This is a genomic window from Brevibacterium sp. BDJS002, assembly GCF_028201555.1.
GTDB classification, from domain to species: Bacteria; Actinomycetota; Actinomycetes; order Actinomycetales; family Brevibacteriaceae; genus Brevibacterium; species Brevibacterium aurantiacum.
This window is the reverse complement of record NZ_CP116392.1, coordinates 1,515,295-1,537,657: the sequence shown is the minus strand read 5'-3', so window position 1 is coordinate 1,537,657 and position 22,363 is coordinate 1,515,295. Positions and strand designations below refer to the sequence as shown.

The following is a 22,363-nucleotide window of genomic DNA, read 5'->3' as shown; positions in this document are numbered from 1 at the left end:
AGAACTGGACCGCCTTAACATCGGAGATGTGAGAACCGAGCCAGAGCGCAAGGTGAAGGCGGAAGCGGTCATGAGCGCCGCCGTTGTGGCCCATCGCCTCAACGGTAAGGTCTACGTCCCACGCGGTGAAGGCGAAAACTCGGTCCCCGACCAGGTCAACCGCTTCGTAGCGGAAGGCCCCAACGGGCCACTGCGCCAGCGGCTTGCCGCCACCCAGTCTGACAAAGATGAGGCGGGGCGTGTCCGAATCTGGGTCCGCTCGCAACATCCCACCAGCGACTATCAGGCCGCGCTTCGTCACGCGCTGAGCAGTGAGTACGTTTCCGTCCGTGAAGTCGGGACTGCGGCGAGCGCGATGAGCGGTTTCACTCGCTACCAGGAGCGGCTCGAAGAAGCCCGACAGAAGGCGCTGGCGAAGAACGAGGGCCAACAGAGGTCCGATGGCCCTGCGGTGCACTCACCGAGGCCCGCGGGTTCACGCTGGTTGGGTCAGAAGGAGCAGAAGGTCTCAGTCACGGCCTATGTTAAGTTGGCTCACGTAGTCCGCAACGACAAGTCACCGTACCCTCGTGTTCTCTACATCATGAGGACCCCACAGGGGGACCTGGTGCGCTGGTTCGCCTCTGAGGACCAGGGAATGGAGACCGGTGACGCCGTGACAGTGCAGGGCACCATCAGGGACCACTCCACCTTCAACGGTGAGCGTCAAACCGAAATGTGGTACTGCAAGGCTCCGGTGATTCACCCTCCGCTGACTCGCCCGCCAGCACAACCTGGAAACAAGTAACAGAAGACTTCGCCTTCGATAGCGTCTGTGCTCGCTCTACGGTCATGACGCAAATGTTTGGTTGCTCCATCAGGCCGCAAATCCAGTGCCCTGCCCCAACGGGCGAAGCCCGGCACCTGATCATCCAGGTGCCGGGCTTCATCATGTCAGGAACCGGCTGGCGTGAAATCCGTGCTGCCGACGAACTCGGGGCGCGGATTCGGTGCGGCGAAGGGTTCGACGCATGCGTTCTCCACCGAGTTGTAGACGATGAAGATGTTCGACCTCGAATACGGGGTGACATTGCCGTTCGAGGCGTGCATGCAGTTGGAGTCGAACATGACCGCGCCACCGGCGGGACCCTCGAGGACATCGATGCCGTATTCGTCAGCGAAGTCACTCAGAGTCTGCGGATCGGGGGTGCCCGCGCCCTGCATGACCAGTGACTTCTTGTAGTTATCCTCCGGGGTGCCGCCGACGCAGCTGATGTAGCGCTGATGCGAACCCGGCATGATCATCAGCGGCCCGTTGAACGAATAGTTGTCCGTCAGCGACAACGACAAGCTCACGGCCCGCGGCTCGGGCATGCCATCCTCGGCGTGCCAGGTCTCGAAGTCAGAGTGCCAGGAGAATTCTTTGCCCACGAAGCCGGGCTTGTAGTTGATGCGACTCTGGTGGATGTAGACCTCGGAGCCCAGCAGCTGTTCGGCTCGCGCAACCACCCTGGGATCATTGGCGATCTTGGCAAAGATCTCATTGCTGCGGTGGATGTCGAAGATCGACCTGACCTCGTTGGACTTCGCCTCGACAATGGTGGCGTCATCGTCCTTGACCTTCGGGTCATTGGCTAGGCGGTGCAGCTCGGCCCGGAACGTGTCGAGTTCCTCCGGGGTGATGAGCTCGTCGATGGTGAGATAGCCCTTGTCGTCGTAGTGCTGCAGCGACTTCGCATCGAGAGGTCCCTGTTCGACCGAACCGTAGGCGATCGGGCCCCTGCGGTCGAGGACTTCAGTCCTCTCGCCGGTGCGAGTGGGGTAGAGATCCGTGGTTGTCGATGGTGAGATTACAGTCATCAGTCTCCTTCCTCGGATTGGACGAATGCCTCGCCGCTCCGGGACAGGATCTGTGGGAACGACAGCAGCATTCCGCTTGTGCCGCCACCGTAGCAAGGGGATCACTTTGGCGAAAGTCTCCACCGAGGCTTCATGGCCGCAGGAGTCTCACAAGCAGGTGTCGTCGAGTCCGGTGAACGTCGTCGGACCGGTCTCCACCAGGTCGAACCAGGGTTCGGTCTGCGGCAGTTCGTGGATGAAGAAGTAGCGAGCGGCGGCCATCTTGCCTCGCAGCAATGTCGAGTCACCTCGCGACTGGGCGGCAGCCTCGGCGGCCATGCCCTGTTGCAGCCACAGCCAGGCGATGACCGTGTGCCCGACCGCCTCGAGGTAGGTCCACGCATTCTCCAACGCATGGACGGCATCCCCGGACTTCCAGACGGCGGCGGTCACGGTCTCGATGCGCTCGATTGCTGCGGCCAACGCCGCGGATTCGTTAGTCCATGAGGTCGCAGCGTCCGCCTCGGCGAGGGTGGAGCGCATCTCGTCGATAAGAACCTTCAGGCCTTCTCCCCCGCCCATGATGACTTTGCGGCCGAGGAGATCCTTGGCCTGAATGCCGTGGGTGCCCTCATGGATCGGGTTGAGTCGGTTGTCGCGGAAGAGCTGCTCGACGGCATGATCGCGGGTGTAGCCGGCCCCGCCGAGGACCTGAATCGCGTGGTCATTGGCTTTCAGGCCCCATACGCTCGGCCAGGTCTTCACAATCGGAGTGAGCACGTCGAGGAGGAGTGCTGCACGGGCACGCTCGGCCTCGGTGTCGGCGGTTTCTGATTCGTCGAGGAGTCTGGCGGCATAGAAGATAAGGCCCAGGCCTCCCTCGACGTAGCTCTTCGAGGACAGGAGCATGCGGCGCACATCAGCGTGCTCGATGATCGGGACCTGCGGGGAGTCTTTGCCGCGGCCGTCGTCGGAGCGGCCCTGGCGGCGCTCACGGGCGTAGCGCAGGGCGTCGAGATAGCCGTGGTAGCCGAGCGCGACGGCTCCGGCGCCGACACCGATGCGTGCGGAGTTCATCATGTGGAACATGTAGTTCAGGCCCTTGCCGCGCTCCCCCACGAGGTAGCCGATGGCACCGGCCGAGCCCTGGGGTGTGTGCGTGCCCTCGCCGAAGTTGAGCAGCGTGTTCGTCGTCCCGCGCCAGCCCATCTTGTGGTTGAGGCCCGAGAGCACGACATCATTGCGTTCGCCGATGCTTCCGTCAGAGTTGACGAGGTGTTTGGGGACGATGAAGAGGCTCAGGCCCTTGGTTCCGGGTCCGTCGCCCTCGGCGCGGGCGAGGACGAGGTGGACGATGTTCTCTGACAGTTCGTGGTCGCCGCCTGAGATCCACATCTTCGTCCCATGTACCCGAAAGGTGCCCTCGGGGCCGTCGGGGTCGGTGACGGCGCGGGTGGTGACATCACCGAGTGAGGAGCCGATATCGGGTTCGGACAGGCACATGGTTCCGAAGAATCGGCCCTCGATCTCGGGGAGAACGAAGGACTCGATCTGCTCGCGTGTCCCGTATTCGAGCAGCAGGCTCGCATTGGCCATGGTCAGCATCGGGTAGCTCGAGGTCGCGATATTGGCTGATTGGAACCAGGTGAAGCAGGCCGTGGCCACAGTCTGGGGCAGTTGAATGCCTCCGACCTCCTCGTCCATGGTCGCCGAGAGCAATCCGACCTCGGCGAAGTGGTCGAGTGCGGTCTTGATCTCGGGGATGAGGGTGACGCGTTCACCGTCGAAGGTGGGTTCGTTGAGATCGGATTTTCTGGCGTGCGGGGCGAAGTGCTCCTTGGCCAGTTCTTCGCTGGCTGCCAGCACCGAGTCGAAGGTCTCACGGGAGTGCCCGGAGAATCGTTCTCGCTCGCACAGGGCGTCGACGTGCAGCCAGTCATAGAGGAGGAACTCGATGTCTGCTGCCGAGAGCAGAGAGTCGGTGGTGGCCGGTGGGACAACATTGTCCAGGTTCTGATCGTTCACGAAGCTCAGTCTAAACTAATTGATCGTTAAGTACAGGTGTTTGGTCTGGTCCGGCCCGAGGTCGCTCAATCCACTAGGATCTCCTGGGCAGTTCTCCTTGTCACCATGAGCTGTCGCGCAGGTCAGATATTCCCGGAAAGGTCGTCTCCTCATGCCATCCACCGCTGATCCCACAGCCACCAGCACCCCACCACAATCGGCATCGAGGCTCGGCCAGATACTGCGCAACTATCGGTTCCCGCTGCTCATCCTCACCGGCGTCGTCATCGGTGCGATCATCGGACTGATCTTCGGCGAAAAGGCCACGGTCATCAAACCCTTCGGCACACTGTTCATCAACATGATGTTCACCCTCGTCGTGCCGCTGGTCTTCTTCTCCATCTCCTCGGCGGTGGCGGGTATGTCCTCAGCCACCAGGCTGGGCAAGATCCTGGGCAGCATGCTCGGCATCTTCGCCATCACCGGCATCATCGCCTCGATCGTGATGATCGCGGCCCTGTGGATCACCAAAGCCACCGAGGGCGTCAAGGTCGAGATGACCCAACCCGAGGACGTCGAAGAGGTCGGGTCGATCGGTGATCAGCTTGTGTCGACCTTCGTCGTTGACGACTTCTCGAAGATCCTCTCCGCCGAGCACATGCTCGCCCTCATCGTCTTCGCCGTCATCGTCGGCATCGCCACCTCCAAGATCGGCGCAGTCGGCAAACCCTTCGCCCAGTTCCTCCGCTCCGGTTCCGAGGTCTTCCTCAAGTTCACCTCGATCATCATGTACTACGCCCCGATCGGCCTGGGCGCCTACTTCGCAGCGCTCATCGGTGAGCTCGGAGCACAGCTGGTCGGTGACTACGTCCGCGCCTTTCTCGTCTACTACCCCGTGGCCATCGTCTACTTCGTCGTCGCCTTCACCCTCTATGCCTTCCTCGCCGGCGGCCGGCGCGGGATCTTTGCGTTCTGGTCGAACATCATCGAACCGACTGCGATCTCCTTGGGCACGTCCTCCTCGGTGGCGGCGATCCCGGCCAATCTCCGAGCCGGCAAGCGCATCGGCGTGCCCCGCGATATACGGGAGACGATCATTCCGATCGGGGCGACGATCCACATGGAGGGCTCGAGCCTGTCCGCGATCCTCAAGATCGCCTTCCTCTTCGCCGTCTTCGGCCGCGACTTCTTCACCCCGGGCAACATTCTCATCGGCATCGCCGTGGCACTGCTGGCCGGGATGGTCATGGCCGGAATCCCCTCGGGTGGGTTCATCGGCGAGCTGATGATCATCACCCTCTACGGGTTCCCCGCCGCAGCCCTGCCCATCATCCAGATCATCGGCACCGTCATCGATCCCCCGGCCACCACCGTCAACGCGGTCGGCGACCAGGCCAGTTCCATGATGGTTGCCCGCGTCCTGGACGGGAAGGACTGGATGGACAAATCCGATGACGATACGACCGATGAATCGGAGGGCACCCTCGCCGAGGTGGCTTCGACCGAAAAATCTTGATCACGATCCGATTTCGACATCGTCCTTGAAAGCCTCCTTGTCGGACTCCCAAATCATCTTTTCCACAAGGATCCATGCGAATATCTCAAAGCTGCGATCTCATCGCAATGTGAAGTTCGCAGAACTGCAACAGTCACTGAGAGTTTTCCCAGGGACTGTTGTTCGTCGCTCACCTGAGATGACGATAATCATCGTGATCGATGACTATCTCTGACAGGCACCAGCACTGTCAGCCACCAGCAGGAGGCAAGGACGCCATGACCACCACCATTCGCAGACACGCAGCAGCATTGGCCATCGCAGGATTCGCCGGAATCGCCGGAGTCGGGATGACCGGCGCATCCGCGCTGGCTGCAACGCACTCCCCAGCAGATTCCGGGTCGAGCTCTGAGGTCAGTGTTGCCGTCGGCGCGCACAGTGATGGTCATCCGACGAATGCCTCCGGCTACGCGGATGCGCTTGTGAAGGCGTGGGGTGTCGGCTCCGAGGAGGAAGTCAACGAGTATGCCACGCCCGGCGTGGTCAAAGCACTGTCTGAGCATGGTGACGTGTTTGCGACGCAGTGGGATCGCATCGCCGCCGACGGGGCCGGGGAATCATCCTCCGTGGTCTACCAGAACAAGGTCACCAAAGAATTGCTGACCTTCAGCGTCAACAATGAGGGCGCCACACATGGCCTGCATCCGGCTGTTCACCATGTCCAGTTCAAAGACGCCACCCACCCGTCACTCTGAGCCTTCACAAGGCCGGTGGCAAGTAGACTCGGGAACCATGGCTGACCTCAACACACTGCCCCGCCGCCGGTACACCAACGGACCCACCGCGCTTGACCATCTCGAGCGTCTGAGCAGGCAGTTGGGCGGGCCGCAGATCTGGATCAAGCGTGATGACCAGCTGGGACTGACCCAAGGCGGGAACAAGACCCGCAAACTCGAGTTCCTCATCGCTGATGCCCTGGCCCAGGGTGCCGACACCCTCGTCACCGCAGGCGGAGTGCAGTCCAACCACTGTCGACTCACCCTCTCTGCCGCCAGGCGTGAAGGGCTCGAGTGCCACCTGGTCCTCGAAGAAGACCTCGGTTCCGATGGTGCGCCGATCCCAGCAGACGCTGGCGGGAATCCTCCGGAGCACACGGGCAATTTCCTGCTCTTCGACCTCCTCGGCGCGGACTCGGTTGAAGTCCATCCCAACGGCAGTGACCTCATTGCTCGCGCCCACGAGTTTGCTGGCGAGCTCAAGGCTCAGGGGCGCAATCCGTATGTCATCCCAGTCGGTGGCTCGAACGTCACCGGTGCCCTGGGCTATGTCGATTGTGCGCAGGAGCTGCTCACCCAGTTCGCCGAGGTGGGCCTGGACGTTTCGTCGATCGTGACCCCGAGTGGGTCTGCTGGGATGCAGGCCGGACTCATCGTCGGCCTGCACAGTGCCGGCAGTCAGATTCCGGTGGTCGGCATCAACGTCAGCCGCTCGCAGGAGGAGCAGGAGCCGAAGATCGTGGGCCTCGTCGACGAGGTGGCCTCATTCCTTGAACTTCCATCAGTCCCCCGCGAACGCAGTCTCGGCCTCGGCGACTACTTCGGTACCGGGTACGCCCTGCCGTCCCCAGAGATGGTCGAAGCCGTGCGGCTCTTTGCCCAGACCGAGGGAATTCTCCTTGACCCGGTCTACACAGGGAAGGCCGCGGCAGGTCTCATCGACCTGGTCCGGCAGGGACGGTTCGGGACCGACGATCACGTGGTCTTCATCCATTCGGGTGGAGTGCCTGGACTCTATGCTCGGGCCGGAGCATTCGCATAGTCTGGAGCCAACGACGAACGTCTTCTCAAACAATCCGCTTGCGTGACTCACCTACCTGGAGGACACCACCATGACAGTCTCGACCGCCGATCTCTGGGACGAACGCGGACCAGAGCTGGAATCTATTGCCCTGAACTTCGGTGACTTCGGCGCCAAGGACTCATTCTCCGGTCCGGCCCGAACCGTTCGCTGCTACCAGGACAACGCACTGGCGAAGTCGACGCTGTCCCAGCCCAGCGATGGTGCCGTACTCATCATCGACGGCGGCGGCTCGATCGCCACTGCCCTGATGGGTGACATGATCGCCGAGCTCGCTGTGAGCAACGGTTGGGCCGGAGTCGTCATCAATGGAGCCGTCCGCGACCGAGTGGCGCTGTCGTCCATGGGCTTGGGCATCAAGGCCCTGGCCAGCAACCCGCGCAAGAGTGCCAAAACCGGCGAGGGAGAACTCGACGTCACCCTCGAGATCGGCGGCGCCACGATTCGCCCCGGCGCCATGGTCTTCGCCGACCCCGATGGTGTAGTGGTGGAGAAGTAGCGGTGGGCAGGAAACTGCGCGAGATCAGGTACTTTCCCGATCATGGGCGGAAGCATCCGCTATGGGAAAGCGGCACCGACCAATATGCAATGGACCCCAGTGACTACGACCTGTCCGATGGACTTTCATCCGGGCTGAGGGAGTTGATGAGGTTCTGGAACGCACACTTCAGGGATTCACACGGTACAAGTTTCGAGTGGGACTCAGCTGAGAACGAGCAGCACTATTGGGAAGAAGGCGATCGGCTCCTTGAGCAGCTCCGCTCTGAGGTCGCAGACATAGCTGTCGTTAGCGATGAGCGGCGCTACTAGGGCCACTTGTGCATCGCAGTGGAGCCTTGCCGAACGTGCCCTCGGTTCGGTTCTGGTGGCAGGAGAGACTCCGACTGCCGCCCGAGCGCAAAGATTCTCACGAGACGATAAGGCGGCAATACAGTTCGGATGTCGCGAAGTAGAGTCTCGGCTAGGAGCCACGGCCCTCGCAAGTCACCGATGATCTCTGCTGTAGGTCAGACCGGCTTCGCTCTCAATGACGAAAGGGCCGACTCATATGAAGGCAGCACGATTCCATGATCGCAATGACATCCGCATCGAAGACATTCCCGAGCCCGAGCTGAAGCCCGGAACTGTCGCAATTGACGTAGCCTGGTGCGGAATCTGCGGAACCGACCTGCACGAATTCCTCGAGGGTCCGATCTTCGTCCCGCCCGAAGGACACCCACATCCGATCTCCGGCGAATCCGCACCGGTGACCATGGGACACGAATTCTCAGGAACGATCACCAGCCTCGGCGAGGGTGTGACTGATCTTGAAGTGGGCCAGAATATCGTCGTCGAGCCCCTCATCATCGGCGACGATGTCGATACGAGCATCGGGCAGGACTATCAGCTGTCGAAGGACATGAACTTCATCGGGCTCGGTGGTGGCGGCGGTGGTCTGTCCGAAAAGATCGTCGTTCAGCGGCGGTGGGTCCATCCGATCGGTGACATCCCACTCGATCAGGCTGCCCTCATCGAACCGCTCTCCGTGGCCCACCATGCGGTCGTCCGATCCGGCGCGAAGCCTGGTCAGGTCGCCATCGTCGGCGGAGCGGGCCCCATCGGACTGCTCACCGCTGCCGTGCTCAAGGCGGAAGGTCTCACCGTCTACATCTCCGAGCTCTCCGAGGCGCGGAAGAAGATGGCGCTGTCGACCGGAGTTGCCGACGAAGTCCTGGATCCACGAGAAGGCGACGTAGCCGAGAAGGTCCGTGAACGCACAAACGGTCAAGGCGCAGACCTCGGCTTCGAGTGTTCATCGGTACCAGTCGTCCTCGACATGCTGCTCGACGCAGTTCGCCCGGGAGCGGTGATCGTCAACGTCTCCATCTGGGGCCACAAGCCAGAAGTCGATATGCCGAAGCTTGTGCTCAAAGAGATCGATCTGAGAGGGACTATCGGCTACTCCGGTGACCACCCGTCCACGATCGAACTCGTGCGCAGCGGAAAGATCGACCTTGCTCCGTTCATCACCAAACGCATCGGGCTTGATGAACTGGTCTCCGGAGGCTTCGACGAACTCATCAACAATAATGAGCATCATGTGAAGATCATCGTCGACCCGCGAGCCTGATCCGCCTAACGATGTACTGCTTGGGCTTCACCTCAACTGAGGTGGAGCCCAAGCAGCGTCAGACCTGCGTGGCCTGCCTCAGCGATGTACCGAATCGAAGTCCTGATCTGCTGAGTCCCACACGGTGTCGGCTTCGACGACCGAGTCCCCTGCTGTCAGCTCATCCACGGTGTCGGTGCTGAACATGTATGACCAAGTGCCAGTGTCGGTGGTGCCGGTGACCATGAGCACGTCATAGTCGAACTCGGCGCTGCCCGCACCTTGAACCGCATCGGCAGTGGCCTTCTGGTCGGTGTGCAACATCCCTGCAGAGGGGAATTCGACGTGCAGACGGTCGGCGTCTCTGTCGTGGTCGAAGTCCGGATTGCTCTCGGACTCTCGGTGCACATGAACCTCGTCGATGGTCTCGCTCAAGAAGTCACCGAGCGCATCGGTGGTGTCGAAATCACTGCCGGGCACCTCGGCACTCTGGCCCGCTTCGATGTCACCAGTATCGGAATCACCGGTGCTGCACCCGCTGAGTGAGAGGGCAAGCGCCACGGTCAACGCCGATACGAGCTGAGGAGCGGACTTCATGGCTCCACCCTATCGATATACGGCCGGTTCCCTGCATTCGGGTGCCCCTCGCGGATCTCATCGGCTATCGCTTCATTCACCGGCATCGGCCAGCTCGTTCTGATTAGATTCCTCGGCGCTTTCTCACCCGCCAGAGCTATAATCAGTCCATTGGATCTGCGATGAAGTGGGGCGAATCATCATGACCGCAGAAGTGAAGAGATCACACAATTCCACCAACCCGATCAGCCGCCTGGCCAAACGATTCACCAGCGTGAATATCGGTCAGGGAGAGAAGGTCGGATACACCGAAGACAGCTCGGAAGCCCGCATGCAGTCAACTGCACTGCACGAAGGCGTCAAGCTCTATCGGCACCCGGATGGCTCACACGAAGCCATTGATGAGTCTCGATCAGGAGACACTTTCAGCTGACCGGCTCAGCCTGCCGCGTGCAGAATCAGACGAGGACCTCGATGAGCCGTGGTCCCGAATCGGCCAGGCCTGCACGGAAGTCGCGGTCGAGCTCCTCGATGGTCTCGACCCGACTTGCCGGCACCCCCATGCCGTGGGAGAGGGAGACCCAGTCGATGGCGGGGTTGCCGATGTCGAGCAGTGATTCGGCCTTTGGCCCGAAGTCGGGGACGCCGACGTTGGACATCTCATTGCGCAGAATCTGATACTTCCGATTGGCAAAGATGAGAACGACGACGTCGAGCTGCTCCCGTGCATAGGTCCACAGCGCCTGCGGGTTGTACATGCCCGAACCGTCGGACTCCAAGACGATGGCCTTCCTGTCAGGACTGGAGATCGCAGCGCCGACGCCGACGGGAAGTGCCCAGCCGATGGACCCACCGGTGCCGCCGAGGTAGTCATGCGGATGCGATCCAGCGGTCTGATCGTAGAAGTCTCGTCCCGTGGTGATGGATTCGTCGAGGACGATCGCATTCTCTGGGATCGCGCCCGAGAGCCAGGCGGCGAGTTTGCCCACGGTGATGGTTCCGCTGGGCATCTGCGCCGGGGCGAATTCGGCCCGGTGAGTGGATCGGACGAGTTCGAGGTCGGCCGAATGCGCAATATCGGACGAGCCCGACCCACGGCTGCTTGGACCCACACCCACGCATTCGCGCAGGGCTTCGAGAGCCTCTGAGGAATCGGCGCCGATGGGGCTGAGGGTGAAGAAAGTGGTGCCAGGGGCAGTGAGCACGCTTGGCTTGTCGGGGTAGGCGAAGAAAGCCACAGGCGGCTTCGCATCAATGAGGATGAGAGCATCGAAGTCCTTCAGCAGCTCCACCGACGGCTCGACAGGGTAGGGAATCTTCGTCACCGCGGGGCGCCCGGCCCCACGTTCAGTCCGGGCGGCAAAGGTTTCAGCCAGCAGTGTGGCACCGGTGGCCTCGGCGATCTGAGCCGCCGTCTCCAGCTGGGCTGAACGCAGGGCCCGACCGCCGAGGAGGATGGCCGTTCTCCGACCGGAGGCTCGCAGTCGTGCGGCACTGGCGGCAACCTCGGCGGGATCGATGGCTATCGGAGTAGACGCGACCGCGTTCACGGGTTGGGTGTACTCATCGGCGGTGTTCCATGCGGTGTCGGCGGGGAGGATGAGCGAGCTGATCTGCCCGGAGAGGCTGTACCCGATGGCGTCGGCGGCGTCCTTGGCGATCGAGTTCGCCGAGGGCGAGGTGCGCACCCAGTTGCTGAAGGGCCGCACGGCACCTTCGATGTCAGAGGTCAGCGGTGCGTCGAGGCTGCGGTGGTAGCCGGCATGGTCGCCGATGATGTTGACCATCGAAGCCCGGGCACGCAGAGCGTTGTGAAGACTGGAGAGACCGTTGGCGGCCCCTGGCCCCAGATGCAGCAGGGTGGCCGCGGGTTTGTCGAGCATCCTCGAGTAGCCGTCCGCAGCCCCGGTGACGACGCCCTCGAAAAGACCGAGCACGCCACGGACGTGGGGCTGTCGATCCAAGGCTGCGACGAAGTGCATCTCCGAGGTGCCAGGGTTGGCGAAGCAGACCTCGATTCCGTTGTGACCCAGTGTCTCCAGCAGGCTCTCGGCGCCATTCATGCCATCATCTCCCTTGAAGTCGGCCACGGAGGTCTTCGGCATCCGCAGTCAGCCGTTCGTTCTGTCATATCACGCAGTGCCGCTGTAACGCTCGAGCGTCTGAACTGATGGCCGGGAATATTCGCCTTGTGCTCTCGGTTATACCTCTGTACAGTGGTAGTTGAACGTTAAACTACTTAGATCGCAAGCATTGCTCACCCAGGAGGGCGACATGACCGTCACCGAGAACACCACAGCATCCGCTACTGCATCGCCTGTCGTCAACGACACCCTGCTCAGCGCAGCCACCGGAATGGACGCCGTCACCCTGCGCGTAGGCGATCTCGAGAAGATGTCGACCTACTACTCCAACGCCCTCGCGATGGAACCTCTCGAAGAGGTGGAGCGCGGCAACGAGATCCACCGCGTGCTCGGCCGCGGCACCACTCCCCTGGTCAAGCTCGTCGCCACACCCAACCTGCCTGGCGTCGACCGCACCCAGGCGGGTCTCTTCCACACTGCCTTCCTGTTCGAGAACCAGGCATCTCTGGCCGCAACTGTTGCTCACGCTGCGCAGAACACAAACAGCCAGTTCGTCGGTTCGAGCGACCACCTCGTCAGCGAGGCCTTCTACTTCACCGACCCAGAGGGCAACGGCATCGAGCTCTACGTCGACCGCGACCGCTCGGAGTGGAAGCACTCTGCCGATGGTGAGGTCCGCATGGATACGATCTACCTCGACCCGAACGCCTTCCTCGCCGAGCACCTCGACGAGCAGACGCTGTCACGGGCCAACACCCTGCCGGGTATCATCGGCCACGTCCACCTGCAGGTCGGCGACGTGCCGACCGCGCGCAAGTTCTACGTCGACGCACTCGGCTTCGAGCCGACGCTGGCCTCGATGCCAGGCGTCCTCTTCGCCTCGGCCGGTGGATACCACCACCACGTTGCGATGAACACCTGGAACAGCCGCGGTGCCGGACCACGGGCAGCAAGCCTCGGCCTCGGCGATGTTGCCATCACCGTGCCGGGTCGTGAGGACCTCGACGCGCTCGTCGCTCGCCTGAAAGCACGGAAGATGGACTTCGCCGACGACGGTCGCTCGGTCCGCCTCTCCGATCCATGGGGCACGCAGGTGACCCTGGGAATCGGAACCAGCACGACAGATCAGACCCTAACGCGGTAATCCCACCGCTCAGACAGAGGCCTTGGCAGGAACTACGGTTCCTGCCAAGGCCTTTTTCGCGACGGGCCTCTCCCCCGAGATGGCGCCTTCCCCAAGCTGGAGTCGCCCCCGAATTCGAGTCGCGAACCGTCGCGCCGGCCGAACAGTTCGCTCACTGTGCGGCTGACGCCGATGCCTCCGGCCGCAGATCCAACCGCCGCAGCAGCTGAGCGTTGAGCGCGACCACGATCGTGGAGATCGACATGAGGATCGCCCCGACGCTCATCGGCAGCACGAACCCGATGGGTGCCAGGACGCCGGCGGCGAGTGGGACCGAGATGATGTTGTAGCCGGCGGCCCACCACAGGTTCTGCTTCATCTTCCTGAACGTCGCTCGGGAGAGTTCGATGACCGAGAGCACGGACCTCGGGTCATCCGAGGCCAGGATCACGCCCGCCGAGCCGATGGCCACATCGGTTCCGGCACCGATGGCGATGCCGACATCTGCGGCGGCCAAGGCCGGCGCATCGTTGACTCCGTCGCCGACCATCGCAACCTTACGACCTTCTCCCTGCAGCTCGGCGACCTTCGCAGCCTTGTCGGCAGGGTGGACTCCGGCAAATACTCGATCGATGCCGAGCTCGGCGGCCACGGACTGCGCAACCGCCTCAGCGTCACCGGTGATCATGACCACCTGCGCACCACGCCTGTGCAGCGCATCGACGGCTTCGCGGGATTCGGGGCGGATCTCATCGGCCAGCCTCAGCGCACCGATGACGCTTCCACCACGAAGGACGTGGAGGATGATGGCACCCTCACTGCTCCACTGCGCGGCGATCGGAGCTTCCTCCACGCCGTGCTTGCTGAGCAGATAGGGCCCACCCACGGCCACCTCCGCGCCGTTGACCTCAGCATTGACTCCAACAGCTGGTGACGAGGAGAAGTTCGTTGCCGCCGGGATCTCGAGTCCACGGTCTTCTGCGGCGCGGACAATGGCTCGGGCCAGAGGATGCTCACTGCCTGACTCGGCGGCTGCGGCGAGTGCGAGGATCTCATCCTCTGTGCTGTTCTCAGTCGTGACCTCAACCGCCGTGACGCTCGGTTCGCCCCTGGTCAGGGTGCCGGTCTTGTCGAAGAGCACGGAGTCGACTGTGCGCATCGTCTCCAGCGCCAGCCGGTCCTTGATGAGGACACCGCCGCGGGCCGCACGCTCGGTAGCGATGGACACGACGAGGGGAATGGCCAGACCCAAGGCGTGGGGACAGGCGATGACGAGGACGGTGATGGTGCGCACGACCGCCGAGTCCGGCATTCCCACCAGAGTCCAGACGATCGCGGTGATGACGGCGGCGCCGAGTGCGAACCAGAACAGCCAGGCCGAGGCCCTATCGGCGATGCGCTGTGCTCGCGATGTCGAGTTCTGTGCCTCGGAGACCAGCTTCTGGATGCCAGCCAGCGCAGTGTCATCGCCGGTGGCTGTGATCTCCAGGCGCAGCCCGGAGTCGGTGGCGACGGTGCCTGCCACCACGGTATCGCCGACCCCGCGACGAACGGTCGTCGATTCCCCCGTGACCATGGACTCATCCATGCTGGCCGAACCGTCGATGACGCGGCCATCAGCAGGGACAGCCGCACCGGGGCGGACGATGACAGTGTCGCCGAGCTTGAGGTCGGCGGGGTCGACCATCACAGCTTCACCGTCGACGATCGTCTCTGCCTGATCGGGCAGCAGCGCCGCCAGGCTGTCCAGTGCCGAGGTGGCCTGTGCCAGGGACCGCATCTCCAGCCAGTGCCCGGCGAGCATGATGACGACGAGGAGTGCCAGCTCCCACCAGAAGTCGAGTTGGGCATCGAGGAGTCCGAGGGAGGAACCCCAGGAGGAGAGGAATGCGACGGTGATGGCCAGAGCAATGAGCAGCATCATGCCCGGGTTGCGAGCCTTCAGCTCGCTGAGCCCACCGGTGAGGAACGGCTTGCCGCCCCAGAAGTACATGACCGTGCCGAGGATCGGTGAGAGCCAGCGCAGCCAGCCGAGGATGCCGGTCTCTGGAATCTCGTAGCCGACGAGGTGACCGAACATGGGGCTGAAGGCGATGACCGGGATCGCAATGATGAGCATGATCCAGAACAGCCGCCGGAATTGTGCGACATGGTCGCCGTGGCCCGCGTGGCCATCGTGGCCATCGTGGCCCGCGTGCTCGCCATGACCCTCTTGACTGCCGTGAGGGTCATGGGCGTCGTGGTCCATTTGGCTGGTGTGGCCATCATGTCCCGCGTGATCGGTGTGGTTCTCATGTGCATGCCCTGTATTCATGGCTCCACCTTATACCCCTAGGGGGTATAAAGCGAGGGTATGAATCGTCACACGATAGCCCGCCCACGCACCAAACCGTGACACACATTGCATAGTTGCGCATGTATAGGCGATACTTGCTCATGCTGTTCAACTTCGGGTCAGACTCACCGGCTTCGCTGAGAGTCGACTCGGATCAACCCCGGCTCGCTGACTGAGTCGGCCTCACTGCGGAGGATCTCATGGATCTGCAACTCATCTTGGCGCTCATCGCCGGGATCGCGACGATCGTCGTCATCGTCTTAGCGACCCGCCTCGACGCCTTCATCGCACTTCTGGCGGCATCGGTCGTCACCGGCATCGTCGCCGGCCAGGACCTGCTATCAATCGTCGACGCCATCACCACCGGCTTCGGCAACACACTGGCCAGCATCGGCATCGTCATCGGTCTGGGCGTCGGAATCGGCAAGATCCTCGAAGTCTCCGGAGCCGCGGACTCGCTGGCGCGTGCCTTCCTAAGCGCCTTCGGCAAGGGCCGCGAACCCTGGGCCATGGGCACCGTCGGCTCTCTCGTGTCCATCCCGGTCTTCTGCGACTCCGGCTACGTGATCATGAACCCGCTGGCCCGCTCCATCGCCCGCGTCAAGCGCGGCGGCTACGTCACCCTCGCACTGGCGCTGGGCTGCGGCATGACACTGACCCACCACATGGTGCCGCCGACCCCGGGACCCCTGGCTGCCACAGGCATCCTCGGCGCCGACATCGGCTCCGTCATCCTCACCGGTGTCATCTTTACGGTCCTTCTCCTGCCAGTGGTCGTCATCTACGCCCGCTGGATCGGCCCGAAGCTCGAACCCGTAATCAACGCCACCGTCAAACACGACGTGTACGGCTCGGTCACGACCACCTCGGCGGATGGACATGCCACCGGCGAAGCCCACGAAGGCGGCAGCGACGATGCCGGTCACGGCTCAGTTGCCACCGCGACCGCTGGCAATGCGGACACCGCGAGCTCCGGCGACAATGCGGGCACCGTCAACAACGAAACCGGTGCGACGAAGAATCCGGGAGCCTTCCTCGGGTTCCTCCCTCTCATCGTTCCTCTGCTGCTCATCGTCGCGAACACCGTCTCGACGGCCATCGACAAAAGCGCTCAGGGCGAACTCTCCGGCGACGCCTACGAACCCTCGTCCTGGGTGGCCCCACTGGCGTTCCTCGGCAACCCCGTCATCGCGCTGATGATCGGCCTCATCCTCGCCGTCTACACCCTGCTGCCTCGCGTGACTCCACGCAACAAGGTGCAGAACTGGCTCGCAGACGGCGCAGCCTCGGCCGGACTCATCCTGCTCATCACCGGTGCCGGTGGAGCCTTCGGCAAGGTCCTCACCGAATCGGGCGTCGGCGATGCCCTGGCCGAGGCGATCGCCTCGATCAGCCTCCCAGCCTTCCTCGTGCCGTTCCTCATCGCCACCCTGGTCCGCATCGCACAGGGTTCGGGCACAGTCGCGATGATCACCGCAGCCTCGGTCACGGCCCCGCTCATCGCCCCGCTGGGTCTGAGCCCGCTGGTCGCAGTCATGGCCTGCACCGCCGGATCGATGGTCTTCTCCTACTTCAACGACTCGTACTTCTGGGTTGTCACCCGTTTCACCGGCCTCGACGGCATCAGTGCCATCAAAGGCTGGTCGGGCATCACCACCGCCGTGTGGGCCGGTTCCATTCCGCTGCTGTTCGTGCTCGACTTGATCGTATGAGTCAGAACAGCCCTCGGATCCTCATCGTCGCCGACGACCTCACCGGCGGAAACGCCTGTGGCGCCCTGTTCGCCGAGGCGGGCCTGGCGACGATGACGATCACCGGCACCAGCGGCGGCGGTGAGGTCAGCGTCGCCGCCGCGCTCGATGACTATGACGCCGTCGTCGTCAATGCCAATTCCCGGCATCTGAAGCCGGCTGAGGCTGCGGCTCTGACCGATGCGCTCATCCGTGAGGCGGGACCTGTCGACCTCGTGGCCTGCCGCATCGACACGACCCTGCGCGGCAATGTCGGACCCACCGCCGAGGCTGCTGTTCGTGCCCGACAAGCGTTGGCCTCCGCAGCGGGCTCGGGTCGAGTGGTGGGTCTGTGCATTCCCGCGTTCCCTGCCTCCGGTCGGGTGACCGTGGGCGGCCAGCAGCTGCTGCACGGAAAGCTCCTCGAAGACACCGAGCTGCGCCATGACGTCCGCTCCCCCATGCACAGCTCGGTCGTCGCCGATATTCTGCGGGAGAACACCGAACTCAGGTGCCACACCGTGGAATTGTCCACGGTGCTTGCCGGCGCCGAGGCGATCCGTGCCGAGGTGCTCAAGGCGCTTGCCGCGGGCATCGAGGTCATCGTGGCCGACGCGCTGACGAACGATCACATCGAACTCATCGCCCGCGCCGTCGCCGACCTCAACCAGGAAGAGAACCTGGAATGGGTGGCCATCGATCCTGGGCCGGGCAGTCTCGCCCTAGCTCGAGCGCTGATGCCGAAACGAGAGTCCGGGGTCATCCTCGGTGTCTCCGGCTCCGCGACCGAAATCACCCGCACCCAGCTGACAAAGCTGGACGAGGATCCCAGCATCACGGTGCTGCGGGTCGCCCTCGACGAAGACAACCTGCCCGATGTGCAGGCCACGGTCGAGCTGGTCCGCACGGCCACCTCGGCGAACAACGAAGCGAACGGAGTGGCGGTCAGGGCGATCATCGTCGCCACCGTCGTCGACGCCACCGATCTGCTCGAACTCACCGACGAACAGTCCGAGCTCATCCCCCGCCGCCTCGCCCAGATCACCGCCGAACTCATGGCCACCACTGCACTGACCGGCCTCTACACCACCGGTGGGGATGTCACCGCGGCCGTGCTCGGCGAACTCGGCGCGCTCGGCATGGAGATCCACACCGAGATCGTGCCCTTGGCCGTGGGCGGGAGCATCGTCGGCGGAAGCGCCGCCGGGCTGCCGATCGTCACAAAGGGCGGTCTCATCGGAGACGCAGGCACGGGAGTCCTGTGCCTGGACCACCTCATGCAGAGCGCAGGAATGGGCCGCGCATGAGCCCCCACAAATTCGCGCATCGGCGCAATGTCGACGCGCGCACCACACCTGAGAACACAACGTTGAGGAGACTGACATGACCGCACCCGTACTCGCCATGACCGTGGGCGACCCGGTGGGCATCGGCCCCGAGATCACCGCGACGGTGCTCGCCGAATTCTCCGGCCGCGATGACCAGCACGGTGTCGCCGTGGCCGACCTGGCCGTGATGAAACGCGCCGTGGACGTCCTCGGACTCGACGTCGAACTGCGAACGATCACCGACTGGTCGACACCTGCCGCCGGGCAGGGCGTCATCGACGTCTTCGACATCGGTGTCCTCGGTGATTCCCTGCCCGAGTGGGGCGTCGTCGATGCCCGTGCCGGTCAGGCCGCCGTCACCGCGATCGAGGTCGCCACGAAGGCGGCGATGAACCAGGAGATCGCCGGCATCGTCACCGGCCCCATCAACAAGGAGGCCGTGTGGAAGTCCGGGTCCAAGCACCTGGGCCACACGGAGATGCTCGGCGAGCTCACCGGCGTGACCAAGCAGGACACCATGTTCGTCGTCGAGAACACGAAGGTACCTGACCACAAACTCCAGATCTTCTTCGCCACCCGCCACATGTCGCTGCGCAAGGCCATCGACGCACTGAGCATCGACACTCAGGTCGACTCGATCGAACGCGCCCACCGTGCCCTGCAGCTCTACGGTGTGGCCTCGCCGAGGTTGGCCGTCGCCGCGCTCAACCCGCACGGTGGCGAGAATGGTGCCTTCGGTGACGAGGAGATCGAGATCCTGCGACCCGCCGTCGAGCGCGTCGTCGACTCCGGACTCGAAGTCACCGGACCGATTCCCGCGGACTCGGTCTTCCACCAGGGACTGTCGGGTCGCTTCGACGGAATCCTCTCCCAGTATCATGACCAGGGCCACATCGCTTCGAAGACCTTCGACTTCGACGGCACGATCTCCGTGACCGTGGGCCTGCCGATCCTGCGCACCTCGGTCGATCACGGCACTGCCTTCGACATCGCCGGTCAGGGCATCGCCGATGCCGGCACCATGCGTTCGGCCTACACCGCAGCCATCGGCTATGCACCGTTCGTCGACGGCATCCGCGCCGAGTACCTACCCAAGTAACCAGCACCTGTCCAAGTAACCGGTACCTGCCGAAGTAGGAGTCTCTTCATGGCGATTCGCACGGGCACACAGAAACGCCGCGAGGACATCTTGTCTCTGCTCAAGACCGGTTCGTGGACCATCTCCCGGCTGGCCGACGAATTGGCAACCTCGGAGTCGACGATCCGTCGCGACCTGCGGGAGATGTCAGAGACCGGCGAGGTCATCCGCACGATCGGCGGAGCCACTGCCGCCGGCTACGTCGAGCCTCCGCTGGGACAACGGATGGAGGCCAACGCCGAGGCCAAGGATGCCATTGCCGCGGCCGCGATGGACCACCTCGGCGAGGGAACCGTGCGCACGGTCTTCCTCGACGCCGGGTCGACGACGGTGCGTTTGGCCGAGCGCATCCGCGATCGTCAAGATCTCACCATCATCACGCGCGGGCTCGAGATCGCGCTGGCTCTGGCCCACCCGATGGGGCCGAAGGTCATCATGGTCGGCGGTGAGGTCTCGACGATGTCCCACGGGACGACGGGGGCGCTGAGTGACCACGCGCTGAGCCGACTCCACGTCGATGTCGCCTTCCTCGGCGCCGACGCGGTCGATCCTGCCAAAGGACTCGGCGAACCGACCCTCGACGAGGCACGGACGAAGGAGCTCATCGCCGAACGTGCCAAGCAGGTCGTGGTGCTCGCCGACAACTCAAAGGCCAGGCGCGATGTGGCTGCGTGGGCGCCCTTGCCCAAGGGGTGGATCTGGATCAACGAGCTCGGAGCGCATGGCCACGATCACGGGTGAGCCTCGTCGAACAGTCAGACCGTCGAGCAGCCCGCGCAATCCTTCGATCCATGGTCAGTCTTATTCCATGGTCAGCACCAGCTTGCCTGTCGTCGCGTTCGTCTCACCTGCTGCATGCGCCTTAGCAGCATCTGTCAGCGGGAACGTGTCTGCGATCGTCGCCCGCAGCTGTCCGCTCTCCACGAGGGCAGCGATCTCGAGCATGCCTGCATGGTCGGCCTCGACGAGGATCGTCTCGGCCCGAACTCCCAGAGCTTCGGCCTCTTCGAAGAGACCCTCAGCGGGAACTGGAACCGTCGAGACCATGATTCCACCGGGTTTGAGAGTCCGGAGAGAGCGCAGCTGGTAGTCACCGCCGATGGTGTCGAAGGCGATGTCGATGTCGCGAGCCGCTTCGACGAAGTCCTCCGCGCGGTAGTCGATCATCTCGTCCGCACCCAGGCCGCGGACGAAGTCATGCTTGGGTGCACTCGCAGTTCCGATGACATAGGCGCCGCGAGCCTTGGCGATCTGCACCGCCACGTGCCCCACTCCACCGGCTGCGGCATGGACGAGCACCCGGTCACCGGGAGCGATCTTCGCGGTGTCGACGAGGGACTGCCACGCCGTCAGCGCCACGAGTGGGATAGCTCCTGCCTGCACGTGATCGACTACGTCTGGCTTGGGAACAAAGGCTCGTGTCGGGCCGACCACGTATTCGGCGTGCGCGCCGACGCCGAAGGGGTAGGGCAGCATCCCGAAGACCTCGTCGCCCGGCTTGAAGAGCGTCACGCCGACACCCACCTGTTCGACCGTCCCAGACACGTCCCAGCCGAGAACGAAGGGCGGATCGGGGAGGAAGCGGGGGCCGCTGCGGTGCTTCCAATCCGTGGGGTTCACGCCTGAGGCCTTGACCTTGATGAGGAGCTGGCTGGGTCCCGGCTTCGGCTTCGGCAGCTCCACCTCATGGAGAACCTCGGGGCCGCCGAACTCGGTCTGGCGCATGGCCTTCATCGTCGCTGCGTCTGCGTGGGCACTGCTGTCTGCTTCAGTCATATCCTCATCATGTCGGATACCGACAATCGACACCAGCGCATCGGAATAATCAGGCCCCTTCGGGTGCGAGCACAATGTCGAAACGGGTGCGTGACCACGTCTCGCCTCCGAGGTCACGACCGTCAGGAGTGGGTGCATCAGCCGGCTGCTGTTCGAAGTTCTTGATGAGTGACTCCTTGACTCCGAAGACGGTGTCCGAGGTCAGCAGCTCGTCACCTTCGACGAAGATGTGGGTGACCAGAGTGCGCATCTGAGGTGCTGTGACCATGAAGTGCAGGTGGCTGGCCCGCATCGGCGAGCGCCCTGTGGCGGCGAGCATCTGCCCGACCGGTCCGTCGTCTGGGATCGGGTAGGGCGTCGGGGTCAGGCCCCAGAAGCGGAACGAACCGTCCTCCTCGGCGAACAGGTGTGCCCGCCCATAGACCCGGTCGTCCTCGTGCTGGACGTCGTAGAGTCCTTCCTCATCGGCTTCCCACACCTCGATACGGGCTCCGGGAATTGGATTGTCCTCGGTGTCGCGGACAACTCCTTCGACCCAGCTGGGCTGGCCAGCCCCTCCCCCGGCGATGTCACCACCGTTGGCGATCAGTGGTGCGTCGTCGACGAAGAAGGGACCGAACACCGTCGCCTCGGTGGCGTTCTTGTATGGCTGGTTGCTCACGTTGATCGTCTGCATGGAGGCGCCGAGGACGTCGGAGAGGAGGATGAATTCCTGTCGTTGGTCATCGGTGATGTCCCCGACATTGGTGAGGAATTCGATCGCGGCGTTCCATTCGGCCTCGGTCAGTCGCACGTCTCTGATGAAGCCGTGCAGGTGCTTGACCAGGGAGGTCATGAGTTGGGTCAGCCGTTCGTCGGTGCAGCCTGCGAATGAGGCCGTCACCGTGTCGACGAGCTTCTCCTCAACTTCCGTCGGGGTGAGGCTCTGTCCACCTTCGGCGGCTGGGTCGCTGCCGTGCAATGCCGCAGTCAACAGCTCGGTCAGCCCTTCCGTGGTGACCTCACGCGGG

The 22,363-nt window shown here is 63.3% G+C and carries 19 protein-coding genes; 12 read left to right on the top strand and 7 right to left on the bottom strand.

Features of this window, described 5'->3' with window-relative positions:
• The first annotated feature begins 28 nt into the window (after window positions 1-28).
• Window positions 29-787, top strand: a complete 759-nt coding sequence (locus PGC08_RS07135; protein WP_271709831.1) for a hypothetical protein — start codon at window positions 29-31, stop codon at window positions 785-787.
• A 146-nt stretch (window positions 788-933) separates the two neighbouring features.
• Here the strand turns inward: PGC08_RS07135 and thpD are convergent, their stop codons facing one another.
• Window positions 934-1,839 carry an ectoine hydroxylase gene (gene thpD / locus PGC08_RS07130; RefSeq protein ID WP_101598129.1) on the bottom strand — a complete coding sequence of 302 codons (906 nt, stop codon included), beginning with the start codon at window positions 1,837-1,839 and terminating at the stop codon, window positions 934-936.
• A gap of 147 nt (window positions 1,840-1,986) precedes the next feature.
• The gene (locus tag PGC08_RS07125; protein WP_271709830.1) at window positions 1,987-3,843 is read right to left on the bottom strand and encodes an acyl-CoA dehydrogenase; all 1,857 of its coding nucleotides are present in this window, start codon (window positions 3,841-3,843) and stop codon (window positions 1,987-1,989) included.
• A 151-nt stretch (window positions 3,844-3,994) separates the two neighbouring features.
• On the opposite strand from PGC08_RS07125, the gene PGC08_RS07120 reads away from it, so the two are divergent.
• The 5 genes from PGC08_RS07120 to PGC08_RS07100 all read left to right on the top strand — a co-directional run bounded on the left by PGC08_RS07120 (window position 3,995) and on the right by PGC08_RS07100 (window position 9,284).
• The gene (locus PGC08_RS07120; RefSeq protein WP_114319964.1) at window positions 3,995-5,338 is read left to right on the top strand and encodes a dicarboxylate/amino acid:cation symporter; all 1,344 of its coding nucleotides are present in this window, start codon (window positions 3,995-3,997) and stop codon (window positions 5,336-5,338) included.
• Window positions 5,339-5,595: 257 nt separating this feature from the next.
• Window positions 5,596-6,072 carry a hypothetical protein gene (locus PGC08_RS07115; protein WP_125178056.1) on the top strand — a complete coding sequence of 159 codons (477 nt, stop codon included), beginning with the start codon at window positions 5,596-5,598 and terminating at the stop codon, window positions 6,070-6,072.
• Window positions 6,073-6,109: 37 nt separating this feature from the next.
• Window positions 6,110-7,135: a D-cysteine desulfhydrase gene (locus PGC08_RS07110; RefSeq protein WP_271709829.1), complete on the top strand. Its 1,026-nt coding sequence runs from the start codon at window positions 6,110-6,112 to the stop codon at window positions 7,133-7,135.
• Between the two features lie 70 nt (window positions 7,136-7,205).
• The gene (gene rraA, locus PGC08_RS07105) at window positions 7,206-7,673 is read left to right on the top strand and encodes a ribonuclease E activity regulator RraA (RefSeq protein ID WP_096159559.1); all 468 of its coding nucleotides are present in this window, start codon (window positions 7,206-7,208) and stop codon (window positions 7,671-7,673) included.
• A gap of 549 nt (window positions 7,674-8,222) precedes the next feature.
• Window positions 8,223-9,284 carry a 2,3-butanediol dehydrogenase gene (locus PGC08_RS07100; RefSeq protein WP_096158537.1) on the top strand — a complete coding sequence of 354 codons (1,062 nt, stop codon included), beginning with the start codon at window positions 8,223-8,225 and terminating at the stop codon, window positions 9,282-9,284.
• Window positions 9,285-9,362: 78 nt separating this feature from the next.
• On the opposite strand, the gene PGC08_RS07095 is transcribed toward PGC08_RS07100, so the two are convergent.
• Window positions 9,363-9,860 (bottom strand): hypothetical protein, encoded by a 498-nt coding sequence (locus PGC08_RS07095; RefSeq protein WP_271709828.1) that lies wholly within the window; start codon window positions 9,858-9,860, stop codon window positions 9,363-9,365.
• Window positions 9,861-10,041: 181 nt separating this feature from the next.
• Between PGC08_RS07095 and PGC08_RS07090 the strand changes: the two genes are divergently transcribed.
• Window positions 10,042-10,272: a hypothetical protein gene (locus PGC08_RS07090; RefSeq protein WP_101556655.1), complete on the top strand. Its 231-nt coding sequence runs from the start codon at window positions 10,042-10,044 to the stop codon at window positions 10,270-10,272.
• A gap of 25 nt (window positions 10,273-10,297) precedes the next feature.
• Here the strand turns inward: PGC08_RS07090 and PGC08_RS07085 are convergent, their stop codons facing one another.
• On the bottom strand, window positions 10,298-11,944 hold the full coding sequence (locus PGC08_RS07085) for an acetolactate synthase large subunit (protein ID WP_271709827.1): 1,647 nt from the start codon (window positions 11,942-11,944) through the stop codon (window positions 10,298-10,300).
• Window positions 11,945-12,113: 169 nt separating this feature from the next.
• Between PGC08_RS07085 and PGC08_RS07080 the strand changes: the two genes are divergently transcribed.
• A complete protein-coding gene (locus PGC08_RS07080) occupies window positions 12,114-13,067 on the top strand; it encodes a VOC family protein (protein ID WP_096161625.1) in 954 nt (317 codons plus the stop codon).
• A gap of 151 nt (window positions 13,068-13,218) precedes the next feature.
• Here the strand turns inward: PGC08_RS07080 and PGC08_RS07075 are convergent, their stop codons facing one another.
• Window positions 13,219-15,360, bottom strand: coding sequence for a heavy metal translocating P-type ATPase (locus PGC08_RS07075; RefSeq protein ID WP_271709826.1), 2,142 nt, complete (start codon window positions 15,358-15,360; stop codon window positions 13,219-13,221).
• Window positions 15,361-15,581: 221 nt separating this feature from the next.
• On the opposite strand from PGC08_RS07075, the gene PGC08_RS07070 reads away from it, so the two are divergent.
• The 4 genes from PGC08_RS07070 to PGC08_RS07055 all read left to right on the top strand — a co-directional run bounded on the left by PGC08_RS07070 (window position 15,582) and on the right by PGC08_RS07055 (window position 20,318).
• Window positions 15,582-17,093, top strand: coding sequence for a GntP family permease (locus PGC08_RS07070; RefSeq protein ID WP_271709825.1), 1,512 nt, complete (start codon window positions 15,582-15,584; stop codon window positions 17,091-17,093).
• Window positions 17,090-18,418, top strand: a complete 1,329-nt coding sequence (locus PGC08_RS07065; protein WP_271709824.1) for a four-carbon acid sugar kinase family protein — start codon at window positions 17,090-17,092, stop codon at window positions 18,416-18,418. Before PGC08_RS07070 ends, PGC08_RS07065 begins: the two co-directional genes overlap by 4 nt.
• Before the next feature lie 76 nt (window positions 18,419-18,494).
• Entirely contained in the window at window positions 18,495-19,538 is a 1,044-nt protein-coding gene (pdxA, locus tag PGC08_RS07060; RefSeq protein WP_181871749.1) for a 4-hydroxythreonine-4-phosphate dehydrogenase PdxA, read from the top strand.
• 48 nt (window positions 19,539-19,586) lie between these two features.
• On the top strand, window positions 19,587-20,318 hold the full coding sequence (locus tag PGC08_RS07055; RefSeq protein ID WP_096161622.1) for a DeoR/GlpR family DNA-binding transcription regulator: 732 nt from the start codon (window positions 19,587-19,589) through the stop codon (window positions 20,316-20,318).
• A 60-nt stretch (window positions 20,319-20,378) separates the two neighbouring features.
• Here the strand turns inward: PGC08_RS07055 and PGC08_RS07050 are convergent, their stop codons facing one another.
• Both PGC08_RS07050 and PGC08_RS07045 read right to left on the bottom strand, forming a co-directional pair.
• Window positions 20,379-21,353 carry an NADP-dependent oxidoreductase gene (locus PGC08_RS07050; RefSeq protein ID WP_271709823.1) on the bottom strand — a complete coding sequence of 325 codons (975 nt, stop codon included), beginning with the start codon at window positions 21,351-21,353 and terminating at the stop codon, window positions 20,379-20,381.
• A gap of 49 nt (window positions 21,354-21,402) precedes the next feature.
• Window positions 21,403-22,314: a dioxygenase family protein gene (locus tag PGC08_RS07045; protein ID WP_226830311.1), complete on the bottom strand. Its 912-nt coding sequence runs from the start codon at window positions 22,312-22,314 to the stop codon at window positions 21,403-21,405.
• Window positions 22,315-22,363: the final 49 nt, after the last annotated feature.